This window comes from Mycobacterium kyogaense, from assembly GCF_036946525.1.
GTDB lineage: Bacteria > Actinomycetota > Actinomycetes > Mycobacteriales > Mycobacteriaceae > Mycobacterium > Mycobacterium kyogaense_A.
This window is the reverse complement of the sequence record NZ_JAQIIY010000020.1, coordinates 86,870-105,702: the sequence shown is the minus strand read 5'-3', so window position 1 is coordinate 105,702 and position 18,833 is coordinate 86,870. Positions and strand designations below refer to the sequence as shown.

At 67.1% G+C, this 18,833-nt stretch carries 18 protein-coding genes, 1 tRNA gene and 1 pseudogene; 9 read left to right on the top strand and 11 right to left on the bottom strand.

The genetic code is table 11. The features are described from left to right. Positions 1 to 14: 14 nt before the first annotated feature. Positions 15 to 911, bottom strand: a complete 897-nt coding sequence (locus PGN37_RS17990; RefSeq protein ID WP_335332361.1) for a LysR family transcriptional regulator — start codon at positions 909 to 911, stop codon at positions 15 to 17. Between the two features lie 70 nt (positions 912 to 981). Here PGN37_RS17990 and PGN37_RS17985 point away from each other — a divergent pair, with 70 nt between their 5' ends. The 6 genes from PGN37_RS17985 to PGN37_RS17960 all read left to right on the top strand — a co-directional run bounded on the left by PGN37_RS17985 (position 982) and on the right by PGN37_RS17960 (position 6,162). Next, positions 982 to 2,118, top strand: a complete 1,137-nt coding sequence (locus PGN37_RS17985) for an FAD-dependent monooxygenase (protein WP_335332360.1) — start codon at positions 982 to 984, stop codon at positions 2,116 to 2,118. Then, entirely contained in the window at positions 2,115 to 2,789 is a 675-nt protein-coding gene (locus tag PGN37_RS17980) for an alpha/beta fold hydrolase (protein WP_335332359.1), read from the top strand. The genes PGN37_RS17985 and PGN37_RS17980 overlap by 4 nt, the downstream gene beginning before the upstream one ends. Before the next feature lie 62 nt (positions 2,790 to 2,851). After that, positions 2,852 to 3,286 (top strand): Zn-ribbon domain-containing OB-fold protein, encoded by a 435-nt coding sequence (locus PGN37_RS17975; protein WP_335332358.1) that lies wholly within the window; start codon positions 2,852 to 2,854, stop codon positions 3,284 to 3,286. Further along, the gene (locus tag PGN37_RS17970) at positions 3,283 to 4,482 is read left to right on the top strand and encodes a lipid-transfer protein (RefSeq protein WP_335332357.1); all 1,200 of its coding nucleotides are present in this window, start codon (positions 3,283 to 3,285) and stop codon (positions 4,480 to 4,482) included. The genes PGN37_RS17975 and PGN37_RS17970 overlap by 4 nt, the downstream gene beginning before the upstream one ends. Before the next feature lie 47 nt (positions 4,483 to 4,529). After that, a complete protein-coding gene (locus tag PGN37_RS17965; protein ID WP_442932957.1) occupies positions 4,530 to 4,796 on the top strand; it encodes a DUF167 domain-containing protein in 267 nt (88 codons plus the stop codon). A 310-nt stretch (positions 4,797 to 5,106) separates the two neighbouring features. Then, positions 5,107 to 6,162 (top strand): IS110 family transposase, encoded by a 1,056-nt coding sequence (locus PGN37_RS17960; RefSeq protein WP_335332356.1) that lies wholly within the window; start codon positions 5,107 to 5,109, stop codon positions 6,160 to 6,162. Between the two features lie 53 nt (positions 6,163 to 6,215). Here the strand turns inward: PGN37_RS17960 and PGN37_RS17955 are convergent, their stop codons facing one another. The 6 genes from PGN37_RS17955 to PGN37_RS17930 form a co-directional block, all read right to left on the bottom strand. After that, the gene (locus tag PGN37_RS17955) at positions 6,216 to 6,959 is read right to left on the bottom strand and encodes an ABC transporter ATP-binding protein (RefSeq protein ID WP_335332355.1); all 744 of its coding nucleotides are present in this window, start codon (positions 6,957 to 6,959) and stop codon (positions 6,216 to 6,218) included. After that, complete coding sequence (locus tag PGN37_RS17950) at positions 6,943 to 7,770, bottom strand: ABC transporter ATP-binding protein (protein ID WP_335332354.1); 828 nt, start codon at positions 7,768 to 7,770, stop codon at positions 6,943 to 6,945. Before PGN37_RS17950 ends, PGN37_RS17955 begins: the two co-directional genes overlap by 17 nt. Next, the gene (locus PGN37_RS17945) at positions 7,767 to 8,924 is read right to left on the bottom strand and encodes a branched-chain amino acid ABC transporter permease (RefSeq protein ID WP_335332353.1); all 1,158 of its coding nucleotides are present in this window, start codon (positions 8,922 to 8,924) and stop codon (positions 7,767 to 7,769) included. The genes PGN37_RS17950 and PGN37_RS17945 overlap by 4 nt, the downstream gene beginning before the upstream one ends. Beyond that, complete coding sequence (locus tag PGN37_RS17940; protein ID WP_335332352.1) at positions 8,921 to 9,931, bottom strand: branched-chain amino acid ABC transporter permease; 1,011 nt, start codon at positions 9,929 to 9,931, stop codon at positions 8,921 to 8,923. Before PGN37_RS17940 ends, PGN37_RS17945 begins: the two co-directional genes overlap by 4 nt. A gap of 73 nt (positions 9,932 to 10,004) precedes the next feature. Then, a complete protein-coding gene (locus PGN37_RS17935; protein ID WP_335332351.1) occupies positions 10,005 to 11,216 on the bottom strand; it encodes a branched-chain amino acid ABC transporter substrate-binding protein in 1,212 nt (403 codons plus the stop codon). A 202-nt stretch (positions 11,217 to 11,418) separates the two neighbouring features. Next, a complete protein-coding gene (locus PGN37_RS17930; protein ID WP_335332350.1) occupies positions 11,419 to 12,048 on the bottom strand; it encodes an ANTAR domain-containing response regulator in 630 nt (209 codons plus the stop codon). Between the two features lie 93 nt (positions 12,049 to 12,141). Between PGN37_RS17930 and PGN37_RS17925 the strand changes: the two genes are divergently transcribed. Next, positions 12,142 to 12,215: transfer RNA gene (locus PGN37_RS17925), tRNA-Leu, on the top strand. 60 nt (positions 12,216 to 12,275) lie between these two features. Here PGN37_RS17925 and PGN37_RS17920 read toward each other — a convergent pair. Next, entirely contained in the window at positions 12,276 to 13,391 is a 1,116-nt protein-coding gene (locus tag PGN37_RS17920) for a PE-PPE domain-containing protein (RefSeq protein ID WP_335332349.1), read from the bottom strand. Positions 13,392 to 13,810: 419 nt separating this feature from the next. Here PGN37_RS17920 and PGN37_RS17915 point away from each other — a divergent pair, with 419 nt between their 5' ends. Next, the gene (locus PGN37_RS17915; RefSeq protein WP_335332348.1) at positions 13,811 to 14,452 is read left to right on the top strand and encodes a DUF998 domain-containing protein; all 642 of its coding nucleotides are present in this window, start codon (positions 13,811 to 13,813) and stop codon (positions 14,450 to 14,452) included. Here PGN37_RS17915 and PGN37_RS17910 read toward each other — a convergent pair. Continuing rightward, positions 14,403 to 15,200 carry a nitrilase-related carbon-nitrogen hydrolase gene (locus tag PGN37_RS17910; protein WP_335332347.1) on the bottom strand — a complete coding sequence of 266 codons (798 nt, stop codon included), beginning with the start codon at positions 15,198 to 15,200 and terminating at the stop codon, positions 14,403 to 14,405. The two genes, PGN37_RS17915 and PGN37_RS17910, sit on opposite strands and share 50 nt — an antisense overlap. A 50-nt stretch (positions 15,201 to 15,250) precedes the next feature. Between PGN37_RS17910 and PGN37_RS17905 the strand changes: the two genes are divergently transcribed. Continuing rightward, a complete protein-coding gene (locus tag PGN37_RS17905; protein ID WP_442932959.1) occupies positions 15,251 to 16,516 on the top strand; it encodes an adenylate/guanylate cyclase domain-containing protein in 1,266 nt (421 codons plus the stop codon). Here the strand turns inward: PGN37_RS17905 and PGN37_RS17900 are convergent. Beyond that, complete coding sequence (locus PGN37_RS17900) at positions 16,491 to 16,988, bottom strand: Dps family protein (RefSeq protein WP_335332390.1); 498 nt, start codon at positions 16,986 to 16,988, stop codon at positions 16,491 to 16,493. The genes PGN37_RS17905 and PGN37_RS17900 overlap by 26 nt on opposite strands. 38 nt (positions 16,989 to 17,026) lie before the next feature. Continuing rightward, positions 17,027 to 18,800 (bottom strand): annotated as a pseudogene (locus PGN37_RS17895) (DUF2339 domain-containing protein). Positions 18,801 to 18,833: the final 33 nt, after the last annotated feature.

The window sequence follows — 18,833 nt, the reverse complement described above, 5'->3', positions numbered from 1 at the left end:
GAGGTCTGGCGCGGCTACAGCGCCGCGCCCTCGCCACGGGGTCTGAGCGCACGCCGCGCCAGCGCGCAGAATGCGCGCGCGGCCGGACCGGCGGCATCGCGGCGCCACGCCCACACCAACCGACCGCGCAGCACCGGTGTCAGCCGCAGGCCATGCAGACCGGCGTCACCGCGCGCCATCGACCGGGGAAGGATCGCGACTCCCATTCCCCGACGGGCCAGCTCGGCCAGCTCGAGCGGATTCGTCGCCTCGAAGCAAATCCGGGGTCGCACGGCGGCCGTCGCGCACGCCTCGTCGAGACGGGACCGCAGGCCCGTCCCGACGGGCAGGGAAATGAGCGGGAATTCGCACAGCTCGGGCAGGGTCAGTGACGCACGGCGTCGCAGCGGATGGTCGGGGGCGACCGCGGCCGCGATGATCTCGTCGGTGATCACCGCGCAATCCAGACCCTCGGGCGTCGCATCGGCGGCGATCGAGACGATCGCCGCGTCGAGCCGGCCATCGGTGAGCTTGTCGAGCAGCACATCGGAGTTGTCCGTGAGCAGGGTGAGCTCCACCTGCGGATGATCGCGGTGAAACTCGGCCATCAGCGCCGCGATGTCCACCGGATGCAAGGTCACCGTGCCGATCGCCACCGAGCCGCGGACGACGTCGGCCACCTCGTCGACCGCATGCTGGGCGGCCCGGACCGCGGCCAGCGCCGCCCTGGCGTGGGGCAGTAGCGCCGCGCCCGCTTCGGTCAGCCGCACCTCGCGGCTCGAGCGCATCAGCAGCTGCTGACCGACTCTGCGCTCCAGGCGACGGATCTGGGCGCTCACCGCGGGTTGTGCGACCCGTTCGCGCTGCGCGGCTCGGGTGAAGCTGCCTTCCTCCACTACGGCGACCAGATATTCGAGCTGGCGTAGCTCCATAAGCATCGATTATACGAGCAAGAACAAAGATGTATTGGACTTATGTACGGGTCGGGATCACGGTGGAGACATGACCACTGCACCCGTCGTGATCGCAGGAGCCGGAATCGGCGGCCTCACCGCCGCGCTGGCACTGCACCAACGCGGCATCGACGCGATCGTCGTCGAGCGCGCCGCACATCTGAAGCCTCTCGGCGTCGGCATCAACCTGCTCCCCCACGCCGTCCGCGAACTCGACGCGCTGGGGCTCCGTCCCGACCTGGAATCGATATCCGTTGCACCGCGAACAATCTCGTACCACGAGAGCAGCGGCAGACAACTGTTCTCCGAGCCCCTCGGACACGGCTGTGGGTACGCGTACCCGCAACGGTCCGTTCACCGCGGGCGACTGCACGACATGCTGCTCACTGCCGTGCGGGAACGACTCGGTGTCGGCGCGATCCACACCGGAACCGCACTCGAAAGCTTCACCCGCACCGAGGACGGTGTCGTGATCCACACCCCTCGCGGCGATCTCCGCGCGGCCCGGCTGATCGGGGCCGACGGCATCCACTCCGTGGTCCGCGCCGCCCTGCATCCAGGACCCGATCCGCTGATGTGGTCCGGGGTCCGGATGTACCGCGGCGCGGCACGGATACCGGCGTTTCTCGACGGCATCACGATGGCGATCGTCTACGGCGACCCGTATCAACTGGTGACGTATCCGATCGGCGACGGACTGGTGAACTGGGTGCTGCTGGCCGACGACGGAGAGCCCGGTCCCCTTCCCGAACACGCGCGGTGGAACCACCCCGCCGACGCTGCGGCGGTCGCCGCTCGTGTCGACGGGTGGCAGCTGGACTGGCTGGACGCCTCGGCTTTGCCTCGGCACAGTGCCGAGGTCTTCGAATACCCGATGATCGACCGAAACCCTCTCTCGCAGTGGGGAGATGATCGGGTCACGTTGCTCGGCGATGCGGCCCACCCGATGTATCCCGTCGGCGCCAACGGAGCCTCTCAGGCAATCGTCGATGCTCGCGTCCTCGCCGACGAGCTCGCTACCGATCCTTCCCACGGCCTGTGTCGCTACGAGGCACGGCGGCGCCCGGAGACCGCGGCAGTCGTGACCGCCAACCGGGACATGCACCGCACGGCCCGCCCGTCACCGGATGCCATCGCCCGAGCCACCGCGACATACCGCAACGCCACAGAGAGGAGCACATCATGACCACCTATGTTCTCGTGCCCGGAATGTGCCACGGCGCATGGTGTTTCGACCAATTGTCGACCTCGCTACGTGAAGCCGACCACCGCGTCGTGGCCGTCACGCTCAGCGGAGTCGCCGAACGCGCCCACGTACTGCGCGGCGGCGTCAACCTCGACACCCACATCACCGACGTCGTCGCCGCCATCGACAACGGAGCTGCCGGCGGCGATCTCGTCCTGGTCGGACACAGTTACGGCGGAATGGTGATCACCGGCGTCGCGGACCGCATCGCCGAACGCGTGGACTCGCTGGTGTTCGTCGACGCAGTGGTCCCCCGCGACGGCGAATCCTGTTGGGATCTGGTCGACGACGACGAACGGCGCTGGTACCTCGGCGTGGACGAAACCGGATTCGGGGTGCCGCCACTCCCCTTCTTCGATTCGCGGGCGACCGCGCACCCGTTGGCATCGGTGCTGCAGCCGCTGCGGTCGCGTGCCGATCTCGGCCGATTCCGCCAGCGCACCTACATCCATGCGCTCGACTGGCCGGGCGAATCCCCCCTGCGCCTGTCCTACGACCGCGTGCGCGAGGACCCGACCTGGATCACCCATGAGCTCGACGGCAAGCACAATCTGATGCGCGACAACCCCGACGAACTGCTCGACATCCTGCTCGCGACGAGCCCTCAGTAGCCTTCGAACACTCGAATTGGAACACGTTTCAGTTTTCTGGTGGAACTGGGTACGCTGACCGCGTGTCAGCATCCACGCAACCCGCCGTCGAAGGCTGGTTCGCCACCGACGGTTCTGGCGAGGCCTACCTCATCGGCGCCAAGTGCCATCAGTGCGGGACCTACGTCTTCCCGCCCCGCGAGAACAACTGTCCCAACCCCGGTTGCGACGGGGACGATCTCGCGCAGGTGCCCCTGTCCCGGCGCGGCACGCTGTGGAGCTACACCGAGAACCGATACGCGCCGCCGCCGCCGTACCCATCGCCGGATCCCTTCGAACCGTTCGCCGTCGCCGCGGTGGAGCTGGCCGACGAAGGACTGATCGTCCTCGGCAAGGTGGTCGAGGGGACGCTGGCCGCCGACCTGAAGGTCGGTATGGAGATGGAGCTCACCACGATGCCGCTCTACGTCGACGACGACGGCACCGAGCGCATCGTGCACGCCTGGAGGATCGCATGAGCCCGGAACCCGTCTACATCCTCGGCGCCGGCATGCACCCCTGGGGCAAGTGGGGACGCGACTTCACCGAATACGGCGTCGTCGCAGCCCGCGCGGCGTTGGCCGAGGCGGGGCTGGACTGGCGCGAGATCCAGCTCGTCGCGGGTGCAGACACCATCCGCAACGGCTATCCCGGCTTCGTCGCCGGCGCGACGTTCGCCCAGAAGCTGGGCTGGAACGGCATTCCCGTCACCTCGAGCTACGCCGCCTGCGCCAGCGGATCGCAGGCGCTGCAGAGCGCCCGCGCGCAGATCCTCGCCGGCCTGTGCGACGTCGCGCTCGTCATCGGCGCCGACACCACGCCGAAGGGTTTCTTCGCCCCGGTCGGTGGCGAACGGAAAAACGATCCAGACTGGCAGCGCTTCCATCTGATCGGCGCGACCAACACCGTCTACTTCGCGTTGCTGGCTCGGCGCCGAATGGATCTCTACGGGGCGACGCTCGAAGACTTCGCGAACGTCAAGGTCAAGAACGCCCGCCACGGCCTGAACAATCCGAACGCGCGCTACCGCAAGGAAGCGTCCGTCGAGGACGTGCTGGCCAGCCCCGTGGTGTCTGATCCGCTGCGGCTGCTCGACATCTGCGCGACCTCCGATGGCGCGGCCGCGATCATCGTGGCCAGCAAGGCGTTCACCGAGAAGCACCTGGGCTCGGTGTCCGGCGTTCCGTCGGTGCGCGCGGTGAGCCTGCAGTCGCCGCAGTACCCGCAGCACCTCCCCGAATTGCCCGACATAGCAACGGATTCCACCGCTGTCGTACCGGGACCCAAGCGAGTGTTCAAGGACCAGATCCTCGACGCCGCGTACGCCGAGGCAGGGATTGGGCCCGAAGATCTCAGCCTCGCCGAGGTCTACGACCTGTCCACCGCGTTGGAACTCGACTGGTACGAGCACCTGGGGCTGTGCAAGAAGGGCGAGGCCGAGCAGCTGCTGCGTAGCGGTGCCACCACGATCGGCGGCCGCATCCCGGTGAACGCCTCCGGCGGCCTGGCGAGCTTCGGCGAGGCCATTCCCGCGCAGGCCATCGCGCAGGTCTGCGAACTCACGTGGCAGCTCAAAGGACAGGCCACCGGACGTCAGGTCGAGGGCGCGACAGTCGGCATCACCGCGAACCAGGGCCTGTTCGGCCACGGCTCGTCTGTCGTCGTCGCCCGCTAGTCGCCCCGTTCGGCGAGCGCGCGTGTTTGCACGCGACACGCCGCGCCATGCTGGCATTGCGCGCGCGCTCGCGGCTGAATGAGCGGGTGGCTGATGTCATTTCGGTGCGGGTCAAGCCCGGCAGCGCCAAGGGGCCGCTCGTCGAGACGGACACCGACGGCACGCTGACGATCTACGTGCGGGAGCGCGCGATCGACGGCAAGGCCAATCAGGCCGTCATCCGGCTGCTTGCCGAGCATCTGGGTGTGCCGCGCAGTCGCGTGACGCTGGCCTCGGGTGCCACCGCGCGGCTCAAGCGCTTCCGCGTCGATTAGCGCGCGGTCACACCGCGTCGAGCGCGCGTGAAATGCCAGCAGGAGCGGCGCGTCGGTGTGCAGACACGCGCTCAGTGTCAGTGTTTTGGTTGCCGCTGCTGCGGTGGTTGGGTTGTTCCGTCTGGTGTCTGGCTCTAGACGAGCGTTTCCGCTCCCTGTCGGGGTTGGACCTTCGAGCATGTTGTCGACACCAGATGGGAAGGACCGACCGGCGTGACTTGATAGGAGCGTGGCATCGCCCCCACTGAGATGTGTCCACCGGCCGGCCCAACCTTCTACCCATCCCTGTCGATGAAAGAAGGCACTGTTGATGATTGTCCTTGGAGCCGACGTCCACAAGCGGACCCACACCTTCGTCGCGGTCGATGAACGAGGCCGCAAGATCGGAGAAAAGGTCGTCCCAGCGACCACGCAGGGGCACCTCGCCGCCCTGGCCTGGGCCACCACCACCTTCGGTGAGGACCTGCTGTGGGGCATCGAAGACTGCCGCAATCTGTCGGCTCGGCTGGAGCGAGACCTGTTGTCGGCCGGGCAGAAGGTGGTGCGGGTGGCACCCAAACTCATGGCTCATGAACGGGCCGCCGCACGCACCCGAGGCAAGTCAGATCCCATTGACGCGCTCGCCGTGGGTCGGGCGGTCCTGCGCCATCCAAACCTTCCCGTCGCAGCCCACGACGAGATTTCCCGCGAACTGAAACTGTTGGTCGATCGCCGCGAAGACCTTGTGGGACAACGCACGGCGACCATCAACAGACTGCTGGGCCGGATCCATGAACTCGACCCCACGCACGCGCCGAAGAAAGCATCGCTGGATCGGGCCAAGACCCAAACCGCCCTCGCCGCGTGGTTGGCCACCCAGGACGGACTGCTCGCCGAGCTGGCCACCGACGAACTCGGCGACATCATCCGACTCACCCTGGCCATCAAAGCCTTCGACGTCCGCATCGGCGACGCAGTCCGTGCGGCCTCACCGCACCTGCTAGCACTACCGGGCTGCGGCGAGCTCACCGCAGCCAAACTCGTCGGCGAAACCGCCGGCATCGCCCGATTCAAAAGCGAAGCCGCCTTCGCCTGCCACAGCGGCACCGCCCCGATACCGGTCTGGTCAGGCAACAACGCCGGAAGAGTACGCCTGAACCGAGCCGGAAACCGGCAACTCAACACCGCCCTGCACCGCATCGCATTGACCCAGATCCGCCTCATCGACAGCCCCGGACACGCCTACTACCGCAAGCGACTCGCCGCCGGCGACTCCACCACAGAGGCTCTCCGCTGCCTCAAAAGGCGCCTCGCACGCGTCGTCTACAACCACCTGCGCGCCGACGAACAAACACGCCCACACACGACACACCTCACCGCCGCTTGACATAGGAGAGATGCTCGCCGAAGGAGGTGAACCCTCAGCTCGCCGAGAAAAGGTCAGGCGACGCCGAGGTAGGCCGCGCGAATACTATCGTCTGCCAACAACTCTCGAGCGTTACCCGACCGGGTGACCTCGCCCGTCTCCAGGATGTAGGCCCGGTCGGAGCGACTGAGCGCCTGTTGCGCGTTCTGCTCGACGAGCAGAACCGTCGTCCCCGTCGAGTTGATCTCGGCGATGATCTTGAAGATCTGCGAGATCACCATCGGCGCCAGGCCCATCGACGGCTCGTCGAGCAGCAGCACCTTGGGCCGTGCCATCAGCGCCCGTCCGATCGCCAGCATCTGCTGCTCACCGCCGGACAGCGTGCCGCCGACCTGAGTCTTGCGCTCCGCGAGCCGCGGGAACGTCTCGAGAATCCAGTCCAACTTCTCGTCGTGCTCGGCCTTGGACCCAAATTTGCGCCCATAGCAACCCATCTCGAGGTTCTCGAGGATCGTCATGCCGGGGAACACACCGCGACCCTCGGGCGCCTGGATCAGGCCGTCGGTGACGCGCCGGTGCGCCTTCACCTTGCTCACGTCCTGCCCGTCGAACCACACCGACCCCGACGTCAGCGGCAACAGTCCCGAGATCGCCCGCATCATCGTGGTCTTGCCGGCGCCATTGGAGCCGAGCAGGGTGACGAGCTCGCCCTCGTGCACCGTCAGCGACACCGAGTGCAGCGCCTTGATCCGGCCGTAGTGCACCACGACGTCGCGGGCCTCCAGCAGCACCGGCCGGGACTCAGCTGAGTTCGTCATCGGGCACTCCCAGGTAGGCGGCGATGACCTTGGGGTCCTCGCGGATCTCGGCCGGCAGTCCGTCGGCGATCTTGCGGCCGAACTCCAGCACCACGATGCGGTCGGTCACCCCCATCACCAGGCGCATGTCGTGCTCGATCAGCAGTACGGTGTACCCGTCGTCGCGGATCTTGCGAATCAGATCGATCAGCGCCGACTTCTCGCTGGGGTTGAACCCGGCCGCGGGCTCGTCGAGGCACAACAGCTTCGGTTCGGTGGCCAGTGCGCGGGCGATCTCGAGCCGCCGCTGATCGCCATAGGAGAGGTTCTTGGCCTTCTCCTCCCCCCGGTGCGCGATACCGACGAAATGGAGCAGGGCTGCCGACCGCTCGATCGCCGAGCGTTCTTCGCGCCGGTGGCGCGGCGACCGGAAGAGCGCACCCGGCACCGACGTCCGGTGCCGCGCGTCGGTCCCGACCATGACGTTCTCCAGCGCGGTCATCTCCCCGAACAGCCTGATGTTCTGGAAGGTGCGGGCGATGCCCCGGCGGGTGATCTGATGCCGCTTGATCCGTCCGAGCACTTCGCCGTCGAACGTCACCGTCCCCGCGGTGGGCCGGTAGACACCCGTGATCGCGTTGAAGCAGGTCGTTTTTCCCGCCCCGTTGGGCCCGATCAGGCCCAGGATCTCGCCGCGACGGATGTCGAACGTCACCGAATCCAACGCGGTCAGGCCGCCGAACTGCACCGTGAGGTCCTTCGTGGCCAGCAGCACCTCGCCCTCGTCGGCAGCGATCTCGCGGTGCACACCGGCCAGGTCCTCGATGCTCATGGCGTCGACTCCTTCCCCGACGGACCGGTTCTGAGCAGATTGCGGGCGGCCTTGCCGTAGGTCAGCAGCTGCTGACGGGCGGGGAAGAAGCCCTGTGGCCGGAAGATCATCAGGACCACGAGCGCCAATCCGAAGAACAGGTATTTCAGGTTGCCCATGTCGATGCCCAGGAAGTGCACGCCCAGAAGGCGATTGGGCAGATAGACGATGATGAACGCACCGAGGATGACACCGAGCTTGTTGCCCTGCCCACCGAGCACGACGGCGCACAGGAACAGCATCGAGTTGATGATGTTGAACGTCGGCGGTGCGACGTACTGCACCTGGCCGGCGTAGAGCGCCCCGGACAGCCCGCCGATCGCGGCACCGATGGTGAACGCCCACAGCTTGAACTTGAAGGTGTTGACGCCCATCACCTCTGCGGCGTCCTCGTCTTCGCGCACCGCGATCCAGGCACGTCCGACGCGGCTGCGTTCGAGATTGCCGACCAGCAGCAGGATGATGACGATCAACAGCAGACCCACCCAGAACCACCAGGTGCCGTAGTTCGCATCGCCGGTGGAGTTCGACACCGAGAACACGCCGCGCGGGTTCTTCTCAGTCTCCAGGATGTGCGGGAAGGCCACCTCGTTGAGGCCGCGGGGCCCGTTGGTGATGTCGGCCAGGTTGTCGGCCAGCAGGCGGATGATCTCGCCGAAACCGAGGGTCACGATGGCCAGGTAGTCGCCGCGCAGGCGCAGCGTGGGGAAGCCGAGGATCAGGCCCGTCAGCGCGGTCACCGCCATCGCCAGCGGGACGCACGACAGCCAGGCCCACGGCTCGCTGAAGAAGCCCGTCGGGCTCATCCTGTTCCACGGACTCTCCGGGCTGGTCAGCAGCGCCACCGTGTAGGCGCCCACCGCGTAGAACCCGACGTACCCGAGGTCGAGCAGACCTGCCTGTCCCACAACGACATTGAGGCCGATCGCGATGATCGCGACCATCGCGAACTGCGCCATCGTGCCGCCGAAGCTGATGCCCGGGGTGTCGATGAACGGCGGGGTGAACAGCGGCGACAGACCCACGCCGAGGAACACGATGACGCCGAACACCCACTTCTGCGGACGGGACAGACCGTCCCACCAGACCGTCACCCTAGAGAGGAAGCCGCTCATGCTCGTGCCTTTCCGAGGCTCTCGCCGAGTATGCCCGTCGGACGTACCAGCAGCACCAGCACCAGCAGCACGAACGCCACCACGTCACGCCACTGGGTACCGAACACCGCCTGGCCGTAGTTCTCCATGATCCCGAGGATCAGACCGCCCAGCAGGGCGCCGCGCAGGTTGCCGATCCCGCCGAGGACGGCGGCCGAGAATGCCTTGATGCCCAGCAGGAAGCCGCCCGAGTAGATGATGCCCTGCGGGACCTTCAGCGTGTAGAGCAGTGCGGCTGCGCCGGCCAGCAGACCGCCGATCAGGAACGTCGTCATGATGATGCGCTCCCGGGACACCCCCATCAGCGTGGCGGTGGTCGGGTCCTGCGCGACAGCCCGGATGCCGCGGCCGAACTTCGTGCGGTTGATCGCGATGTCGGTCAGCACCGCCAGCACCAGCGCCGCGACGATGATGACGATCGTGACGTTGGAGACGGCCACCCCGAAGAACGTGAACTGAGTCTTGGGCTGCACCAACACAATCGGCTGCTGAGCATTGGGCCCGCCGTAGCCCGGGATCAGCTTGGGCAGGATGAACAGCACGAACTGCTGCAGCACGAACGACATACCGATCGCGGTGATGAGGAACGTCAGCGATCGGGCGTGCCGTTTACGCAGCGGCCGGTAGGCGATGAACTCGAGACCGACGGCCGCGCCGCCGGAGATCAGCATCGCGAACAGCATCGCCACGCCGAGATAGACGATGGTCAGCATCACCCCCTTGTTGTAGGCGTTGCCGCTGGGGGTGAAGCCCAGGATCATGTCCAGCGCGAAGTACGCGCCGAACATGCCGAGCATGAAGATCTCGGAGTGGGCGAAGTTGATCAATCGCAGCACCCCGAACACCAGGGTGTAGCCGACCGCCACCAGCGCATAGATGGCGCCCCAGGACAATCCGTCGATCGTGAGCTGCCAGAAGCTGTCGAACAGCGCCCCGACGTTGAAATTGATGTTGGCGGCCAAGAGCATTGGCGTGGCGAACTCCTCGGAGAGTGCAAAACGCGTCCGAGCCGTCGAGCTCGGACGCGTTTCGCGTCAACAGTTACTGAACCTCGTACATCCAGATCAGCGTCGTGGTGAGCTCACCAGCGGGGGTCCACTGGTACTTGCGAGCCACGCCCTGCCCGTCGTAGTTGCGCACGAAGTCGAGCAGCGCAGGCCGTGTGATGGCCCCCGAGTCGATGCCCTTGAGCAGGATCGTGCCCAAGTCGTAGCCCTCGGTGCTGTAGGTGCCGGGCTCCTGGTTGAACTTCTTGGTGTACTCGTCGGCGAACGCCCCGGTGGCCGGACCGCACGGGCAGGACAGCAGAGCGCCCTTGGACGACTCGCCTGCCTGCTTGACGAACTCGGGATCCTTGGTGCCGTCGGCGCTGACGAACTTGCCTTCGAAGCCGCCGTCCTTGAGCTGCTGGATGAACGGTGCCGCCTCGGCGTAGTAGCCGCTGTAGAACACCGAGTCCGGGCCCGCACCCTTGACCTGGGTGACCGCCGCCGAGAAGTCCTTGTCGCCCTTCTTGACCGAGATGTTGCACGCCGCGTCGGCCACCGGGCCGAGCGTGTCGCGGACCGCCTGAGCCAGGCCCAGGCCGTAGTCGGTGCTGTCGTCGACGACGCACACCTTCTTGTTGGCGAGCGTGTTCTTCAGGTAGTTCGCGACCGAGGGACCCTGCACACCGTCGTTGGCCAGACCGCGGAAGAAGGTCTTCCACCCGTTCTCCGACAGCGTCACGTTGGTCGCCGATGCGGTGGCGGCGACGAGACCGGCCTGGTCGAAGACGCCGCCGGTGGCTTTGGTCTCGCCCGAGAACGCCGGCCCGACGAGGCCAATGGTGTACTGGTCGTCGACGATCTGCGGCGCGATGGCCGTGGCCTTCTGCGGGTCGCCTTCGGTGTCGAACGGCTTGAGCTGAACCTGGCAGCCCGGGTTGGCGGAGTTGTGCTTGTCGATCGCCAGCTGCACGCCGTTCTTGATGTTGATGCCGAGCGCCGCGTCGGGGCCGTTGAGCGCCCCGGCCATCGCGATCGACACCGGCGGGCAGGTGGCCTTGCCGTCGCCGGCCGGGTCGGCCGGGGCCGCACCCTCAGCCGCCTTGACCTCTGCGCCGTTCTCGTCGATCTGCACCTTCTCGACGATCTTGAGATTCGCCTGCGCCGCCTGCTCCTCGGGCGCACCCTGGTTGCAGCCGGCCAAGGCCAGCACAATCAGGCTCGCTCCCCCGAGAGCAAATGCATTGCGTGCCACGCGACCGCGCACGTCCCACCTCCGGTTCATGTGTTGATCGACACCGACGTGCCTCCCCCGGACGGCGTTGGCGGCGGTGCTTCGCCGACGACCATAACCAACGCATGGCCGTGGTGCGCGATGTTGAGGAACGCGTTGCACGCATCCGGGGTCTGGATCCGATATCCGGCGGTTCCGGAAACGCAGTCTTAACGGACGGGGTGCTGCTCCGCCGTCATTCCGCGGGTGCGGCGGCCTCTGCGGCCGGCGGGTCGAGCGTCTCGAGGACGACCTCGGCGACGCGCTTCATCGTGGTGCGGCGGTCCATCGCGGCCCGCTGAATCCACTTGAACGCTTCGGGCTCGGTCATGTTCTGCTTGCTCTGCAGCAAACCCTTCGCACGCTCGACCAGCTTCCGGGTCTCCAAGCGGTCGGAGAGGGTCGCGACCTCTTTCTCCAGCTCGGTGATCTCGCTGAACCGGCTCACCGCCACTTCGATGGCGGGGATCAGGTCGGTGATGTTGAACGGCTTGACCAGGTAGGCCATCGCGCCGGCATCTCGCGCGCGCTCGACGAGGTCGCGCTGGCTGAAGGCGGTGAGGATCACGATCGGCGCGATGCGCTTGGCCGCGATCTCGGCGGCGGCGTCGATACCGTCGCGCCGGGGCATCTTGACGTCCATGATCACCAGATCGGGACGCAAGGACTCGGCAAGGTCGACGGCCTCCTGGCCGTCGCCGGCCTCCCCGACGATCTCGTAGCCTTCCTCGCGCAGCATCTCGGCCAGGTCGAGCCGGATCAGCGCCTCGTCCTCCGCGATGAGAACTCGGTGCGGCGCGGCGGCATCTGTCGGGGACGCAGTCATGCCCCACATTCTGTCCGGCGATGCCCGAATGAGCGAGCGCGGGGCCATCCTCTAAGGTGAGAGGCCGCACGGCGCCGCGGCGACGTGCCGAAAGCCCCCGTATCCCAACTGGCAGAGGAAACGGATTCAAAACCCGTCCAGTGTGAGTTCGAATCTCACCGGGGGCACCGGTACAAGAAGCCCCGCCTCCATGACGGAGACGGGGCTTCCCGGGAGAGCTGGAGCGGTCAGCTCTCCGATCCGGCGCTGTTGGTACCGGAGTCCGATGACGAAGGGGCGCCGGCAGTCTCCTGCTTCTCCGGCGCGGTCTCCTTCGTGTCCTTCTTGTCCTTCTTGGTGGTCAGTTTCTTGACCTCGGTCTTGATGCTGTCGCTGAGGTCTTTGAGGACGTTCTTTTTGACCTTCGTGGTGTCGGCGCCGTCGTCGTCGGTGTCCGGCGCGCGGTGCTTGCCCACATAGTCCGACAGCGTCTTGCGCTCGGCGGGCTTCACTGAATCTTGCGAATCATCAATCGGCACACTGACTTTCAGCGTTCCGTTGATGCTCGACGGTGCCGCGTCGGGCAGCGGGATGGTGACGATGCCCGTCTGCCACTTCTTCTTCTCGATCACGTTGTTGCGCTTGTACGCCGAATCGATGATGGGCTTGAGCATCGCGCTCATCTTCGCCAGCTGCGCCGGGTCCGCGCCGGCCTCGAGCATCGGATGCAGCAGCGGCAGGATGGGATCGTTGTACGGGATCAGGATCGTGGTCACCGTGCCGCCGTCGGCGTTCTGCTCGACCTTGTAGCGCATCGGGTCGTTCTCGAAGTCGGTGTTGAAGGCCGCGTCGACGTGAAGCAGATCGGCGCCCTGCATCGCATTGAGGACGGCGAGGATGTTGAACATGTTGTCGGGCATGTCGGCCACGCCGTCGTACTCCGCCGACACCATGTACACGTCGTACGGGGTGACGGGAATGTCTGGGCGGTACTTGACCCCGGCGTAGTAGATGCGGCTCGGCGCCCCGTAGATCATCACGTTCATGTGGTCGGCGTCGGGCACCGTACCGCCGGCCTCCCGCGTCGCCTCGAGCTGCCGGAGTGCCTCGAGTACCGAGGGCGCACCCTTGCTGACCCCACCGATGGTCAGCACGATGTCCGGGTTGTCGGTCTTGGCGGCGACGACCGCGTTGTACAGATTCGTCGCGCCTTCCGGGATTGACTTCGAGAAGTCGGCATCCCCGGGAAACGGAACGCTCACGCGCTGGTCGTAGGGGCGGAAGTACCCCCCGAACGCCGTTTCCATCTGCTCCTCACTGAGGGTGGCGTAGGACCCCTGCCCACCCACCAGCAGCGCCGTCACGCCGTTGCAGCCTTGCTCGGGACACGGAACGACATCTACTGCCTGAGCAACAGGAGCAAATATCAGAGCGCCGACGATGACGCTCCCCGCAATCCGAGTCGAGCGCCTCCTAGCGCGCGAGATAGTGACAGTGTTCCCCATGAAAACCCACCCCCGGTGAAAAAATAGAAATTCTTCCTGACTTGCAGATGTAGGACTTTAACAGCAACAAGTGACGCCGCAACGCAGATTCAGCAAATTTCGACAGCGCGCAACATCACCGCGACCGAACCGGCAGTCCGGTGGACACTCCGGACTCCGCGCTCAGGCGTTATGTGCGAGAAATCGCTATTTCAGCAAGCAAACACCAAAGCCACGCCGCTCCGTGCGGCTGGGCTCCTGCCGTCATGGACGATCGCCGCGGCTGGCACGCTGGTGACGTGCACTCTGTCCGACCGGCGACCGTGCGCCGTGCGGCCGGCCTCCTCGCCCTGGCCGTGGGCATCAGCTATCTGCTGGTCGAGGGGTTCACGGCGGCGCACGTACCCGCGTACAGCTATCTGGAGAACGTCGTGAGCGATCTGGGACGCCCGACCTCACCGCTGTCGTGGTGGATGAATGCCGCGTTCCGGGTGCAGGGCATGGCGTTCGTCGTGACCGCAGCCGCACTGGTCGCAACGTCACGACCGGCGCGCGGTGCGCTGACCTTCACGGTGTTCGCGTGCCTGTACGGGGCTGGGTCGGTCATCGTCGGCCTGATTCCCAGCGGCGGCAGCCAGCAGGCCCAGCTACTCCATGTCGCGGGTGCGACGGCGGCGATCGTCGGAGGCAACCTCGCGCTCCTCGCTGCCGGCGCCGTCGGACTCCCCGACCGCTCACGCACTTCCAGAACACTCGGCTACGGGCTCGGCACGCTCGGCCTCATCGCGGCGTGTGCGCTGATAGGCACCGACCTGCCCCGCGGACTGTCCGAACGGGTAGCGATCTACACGATCATCGCGTGGCAACTGGCAGCAAGCGTGGGCCTGCTCCTCAATAGAGGTCCAACCGACGATCGTCGAGCACGTGGACGTGCTCGGTGATGTTCTTGTCGCGGCTCAGCGACAGATCGAGGTCGGCCATTGCGACGGCCTCGCCCGGCCCCGCCTCGGCCACCACCCAGCCGTCGGCGCCGACGATCGCCGTTCCCTCCGTCCAGGCCTGACCGCGCTCGACACCGGCACGGTCGCACGCCGCGACGGCGACGTGGTTGGTTCGTGCGGTCGACATCGCGGTGATCACCTCACCGGGATGCTCCCCTTCGGGACGGGGGAACAGCGGCCAGTTGACCGGCGCGACGATGAGGTCGGCACCGTCGACGACGGCGCGGCGGGTCAGTTCCGCGAATTCCAGGTCGTAGCACAGCATCACGGCCACCATGCCGTGCCGGGTCTGCACAACAGGTGGCAGATCGCGGCCGGGGGTGAAGATCAGTTTCTCCCGGTCCCACAGGTGGGTCTTGCGGTAGACCGCCGATACGCCGCCCCCGTCGAGCACTGCCGCGCTGTTGTACAGCACGCCGTCGTCGCCCAGTTCGCAAAATCCGAGTGCGACCCACGAATCCTCAGCTGCTGCAGCCCATTCCGCGAACCGGGGATCGTCAGGGGCCTGCGCCACCGAGCGGGCCTCCGCGTCGTCGGCGAGCATGTACCCGGACGTGACCAACTCGGGCAGCACGATGATGTCGGCGCCGGCAGCCCGCGCGTCGGCGATCGCGGTGGCGATGCGTTCGGCATTGCCGTCGAGGTCACCGATCTGCGGATCGATCTGGCAGCACGCGATACCCGTCATTCGAGCAGGCTATCGCTGCGATCGGCGATAAGCTCCGCACCGTGCGCAACGTGCGATCCGTCTGCGTGCCCGAGGTGGCCATCGAAGGGCGCGTGACCTCGCTCAGCCGCCATCGGGCCGAGGCCGTGTCGCGCCGAGTCCGAGTGCTGACCATCGCCGGGTGGATCGCCGCCGCGGTCTCGCTGCTGTTCGGCTCGTTCCAGGTGGTGGTCGGCGGCGCGTACTCGTGGTTGGGCGTGGTCAACATCCTGTGCGGGCTCGCCTTCCTGAGCATCCCGCGGCTTTGCCCGCTCGGCGAGGTCGTCGCGCCCGTGACGTTCGTGGTCTTCGCCTACGTCTCCGTCTCGTTTTTCTGCTACACGATCGGCACGGACTCGGGGCTGCAGTTCTACTTCCTCGTGGCCGCGTCGCTGGTCGTCTTGGTGCTGGGCATCGAACGCATCGCGCTCGCCTCGGCGATTGCCGGTACCGGAGTCGCCCTGATCATCGTGCTCGAGCTGACCGTGCCCAACGATCGCGGTCTGGGGCCGTCGTGGTTCCTGACCGTCGGGTTCGTCTTCTCGGTCGTGTCGTCCGTCGTGATGATCGTGGCGACGCTGTGGTACACGCTGCGCGAGACCGAGCGCGCCGAGCAGGCGATGGAGGCCGAATACGAACGGTCCGAGCGGCTCCTGGCCAACATCCTGCCCGAGACCATCGCTGACAGGCTGAAAGATCCTGCGCGGTCGGTGATCGCCGACAAGTACGACGATGCGTCCATCCTCTTCGCCGACATCGCCGGGTACACCAAGCGCGCCAGCGACACCGCGCCCGCCGAACTCGTCCGATTCCTCGACCGGCTCTACACCGATCTCGATGCGCTGGTCGACAGGCACGGTCTCGAGAAGGTGAAGACCAGCGGTGACTCGTACATGGTCGTCAGCGGCGTGCCGACACCGCGCGCTGACCATCTCGAGGCCCTGGCCGCGCTGGCGCTCGACATGGCCGACGCGGTGTCGGGCCTCACTGATGCGCAGGGCCGCGCGGTCCCGCTGAGAATCGGCATGGCGTGCGGGCCGGTGGTGGCGGGCGTCGTGGGCGCCAGGAAGTTCTTCTACGACGTGTGGGGCGACGCCGTCAACATCGCCTCCCGGATGGAGACCACCGATGTCGAGGGCCGGATCCAGGTGCCCGACGAGGTCTATGAACGGTTGCGGAACCGTTTCGTGCTCGAAGAGCGGGGCCTGGTCGATGTCAAAGGCAAGGGCCCGATGCACACCTGGTATCTGGTGGGACATCGGGCCCCGGCGGTCACACCTTCCGGTTCTCCGACTTGACCAGCCAGGCGAGCTTCTCCAGCCCGTCGATCAGCTGGTGCAGGATGTCGGCGGTGCTGGGGTCCTCGTCGTCGACGGTGTCGTGCACGTCCCGCAGCGTGGTCACGACGGCGTAGATGCGCGTGGTGACGAGGTCGACGACCTCGGCGGTGCTGTGCTCGAAGGCGGGGAACTCCGGCAGCGACGTGGTCGTCGCGACGGTGTCGGACCGGCCGTCGGGCACGGCGTCGAGCGCGCGCATGCGTTCGGCCACCGTGTCGCTGGCTTCGCGCGCGAAGTCGACGACCTCGTCGAGCTGCAGATGCAGGTCGCGGAAGTTGGTGCCGACCACGTTCCAGTGCGCCTGCTTGCCCTGCAGATGCAGTTCGATGACGTCGACGAGCACGCGCTGCAGCGCCTCGGTCAGCGCGGGTGAAGCCTGGAAACCGACGATCTCGGCGTCGGTCCGCCGTGATTGAGACAGTGTGTTCATACCCATGACAACATCTCCTTTTCTGGACTCAATCCAGTCTAGTCTGTGTCGGCGGTCACCTGATCTTGACGCTCTAGCAGCCGCGCGTAACCGGCCCCCCATCCCTAGCAGGATCAGCCCGACGACGATGAACACCGCCACTCGGAACATCCCGTCGAGCGTGCCGAGGTCGAACAGGAAAAGCTTGGCCACCGCGGCACCCACGAGGCCGAGACCGCCGGCGATCGGCACCGACCGGTCGACCCGCGGCAGGCGCACGGCGTGGCCGAGAAGGGCTGCCGCCATCGCGATCCAGCAGATCGTCGCCACCATGTGGCCGGCGTAGAAGCCGCGGCCCTCACCGCCGATCAGCACACCGGCGGTGACGGTGAACGACGTGACCGCGTAGGCGACGGTTCCCACAGCGACCGCAGCCGCGACCGCCCGCTGCGGGCCCGACCACGACCACGCGATCGCGACCGCGGCGATCCCGAGCAGCACACTCGAGACGAGGATCGACGCGCCCGCGGTCTCCCGCGTGGCGACCGCGGACAAGACGGTGCTCGGCGGGGCGTAGGCGAAGTGCATCAGCGCACCGATGCCGGCGAAAAGTCCTGCGGCACAACGAGCGACGATGTCCCGCCGGCCCGCGACCGCCACCACGACAGCCATCGCGAGCAGGATCGGGCCCGCTATCGGTCCGTCGAACGCGACCGTCACCGCGATCAGGGCGGTCACTGCCGACAGCGCCGAGAACACCCGGCGGGCGATGCCCGCGACGCCCGGCAGCTGGTCACCGACCAGCACGATCGCCAACAGGATGCCTGCCAGCGCGGCGATCATCAGCGCGGCCACCACGCGATCGACGACCAACCCGACGCACAGCAGCGGCGTCACCCCCGCCGCGGTCAGCAGCGCGAAGACAGCCGCGCGACGCGAGCCGGGCAGCAAGACCACCGCCGCGACGACGGCCAGAAGCGCAGCGATCGCGCACGCACCGGCGAGCCACAGGTCGTCGCGCCCGTCGATGTGGCGCACCACGAGCGCGAACAGCAGCGGCAGCGTTGCCGCGGCGGTACGCGCCGCATGCAGCCACGCCCAGTCCTTACCCAGTTGCACCGGGAGCGAGGCGGCGGCGAGCGCCAGCATGAAGCCGACCAGCAGCAGGGTGTTTCCGTCGGCGACGACCGGGGCGAGCACCGTCAGTGGAACGAGTACGAGCAGCCCGAGCTGCTGGGAATCCCAGCGGCGGGCCAGCGTCAGGCCCGCACCTCCGACAGCCGAGGCCAACAGCAACCCCACCGCTGCGGGAGCCCATCCGTAGATGGTGGTGACGGCGATGACGTCCATGTAGCCCGCGGCAATTCCCGTGGCCGTCACCGCGATAGCGCCGACTCGACCTCCGGGACGGCCCTGAAGCCGCCACCCCACACCCACCAGCGCGACGGCGAGCACCGCCCCGCCGGCGACGCGGAACTCGGGCGCCAGGATGCCGGCCTGGGCGGCGAGCACCAGAAGAAGCACGACACCGATCAGCGTCACCGCCACCCCGGCGACCGCCAGCAGCTTGCCGATCCAGCCCTCCGAACGTTCCCGGGGAGGAGCCGGGGGTCTCCACGCCGGCGGTGGAGGGGGCATGGGCAGAGGGGCAGGCATGGGTGCAGGCATGGGTGCAGGCGCGTAGACGGGAAGCGCGGGCCGCGGCGGTACAGGCCGCGCCGAGAGAATCCGGTCGAGTTCGGCGAGATCGGCCGAGACCCGGGCCAGCTGCTGCGAGAGCGCCGTGAACTCCGCGGACAGCCGGGCGACGACAGGGGCGTGCGGTTCGGTCATGACGCCATGGTGGCAACTCCGATGCCCCCGGCG

Excerpts from the sequence above, each read along its gene's own strand:
- PGN37_RS17990 (WP_335332361.1), bottom strand. The coding sequence starts at position 911 with ATGGAGCTACGCCAGCTCGAATATCTGGTCGCCGTAGTGGAGGAAGGC.
- PGN37_RS17985 (WP_335332360.1), top strand. The coding sequence starts at position 982 with ATGACCACTGCACCCGTCGTGATCGCAGGAGCCGGAATCGGCGGCCTC.
- PGN37_RS17980 (WP_335332359.1), top strand. The coding sequence starts at position 2,115 with ATGACCACCTATGTTCTCGTGCCCGGAATGTGCCACGGCGCATGGTGT.
- PGN37_RS17970 (WP_335332357.1), top strand. The coding sequence starts at position 3,283 with ATGAGCCCGGAACCCGTCTACATCCTCGGCGCCGGCATGCACCCCTGG.
- PGN37_RS17965 (WP_442932957.1), top strand. The coding sequence starts at position 4,530 with ATGCTGGCATTGCGCGCGCGCTCGCGGCTGAATGAGCGGGTGGCTGAT.
- PGN37_RS17960 (WP_335332356.1), top strand. The coding sequence starts at position 5,107 with ATGATTGTCCTTGGAGCCGACGTCCACAAGCGGACCCACACCTTCGTC.
- PGN37_RS17955 (WP_335332355.1), bottom strand. The coding sequence starts at position 6,959 with ATGACGAACTCAGCTGAGTCCCGGCCGGTGCTGCTGGAGGCCCGCGAC.
- PGN37_RS17950 (WP_335332354.1), bottom strand. The coding sequence starts at position 7,770 with ATGAGCATCGAGGACCTGGCCGGTGTGCACCGCGAGATCGCTGCCGAC.
- PGN37_RS17945 (WP_335332353.1), bottom strand. The coding sequence starts at position 8,924 with ATGAGCGGCTTCCTCTCTAGGGTGACGGTCTGGTGGGACGGTCTGTCC.
- PGN37_RS17940 (WP_335332352.1), bottom strand. The coding sequence starts at position 9,931 with ATGCTCTTGGCCGCCAACATCAATTTCAACGTCGGGGCGCTGTTCGAC.
- PGN37_RS17930 (WP_335332350.1), bottom strand. The coding sequence starts at position 12,048 with ATGACTGCGTCCCCGACAGATGCCGCCGCGCCGCACCGAGTTCTCATC.
- PGN37_RS17910 (WP_335332347.1), bottom strand. The coding sequence starts at position 15,200 with ATGACGGGTATCGCGTGCTGCCAGATCGATCCGCAGATCGGTGACCTC.
- PGN37_RS17900 (WP_335332390.1), bottom strand. The coding sequence starts at position 16,988 with ATGAACACACTGTCTCAATCACGGCGGACCGACGCCGAGATCGTCGGT.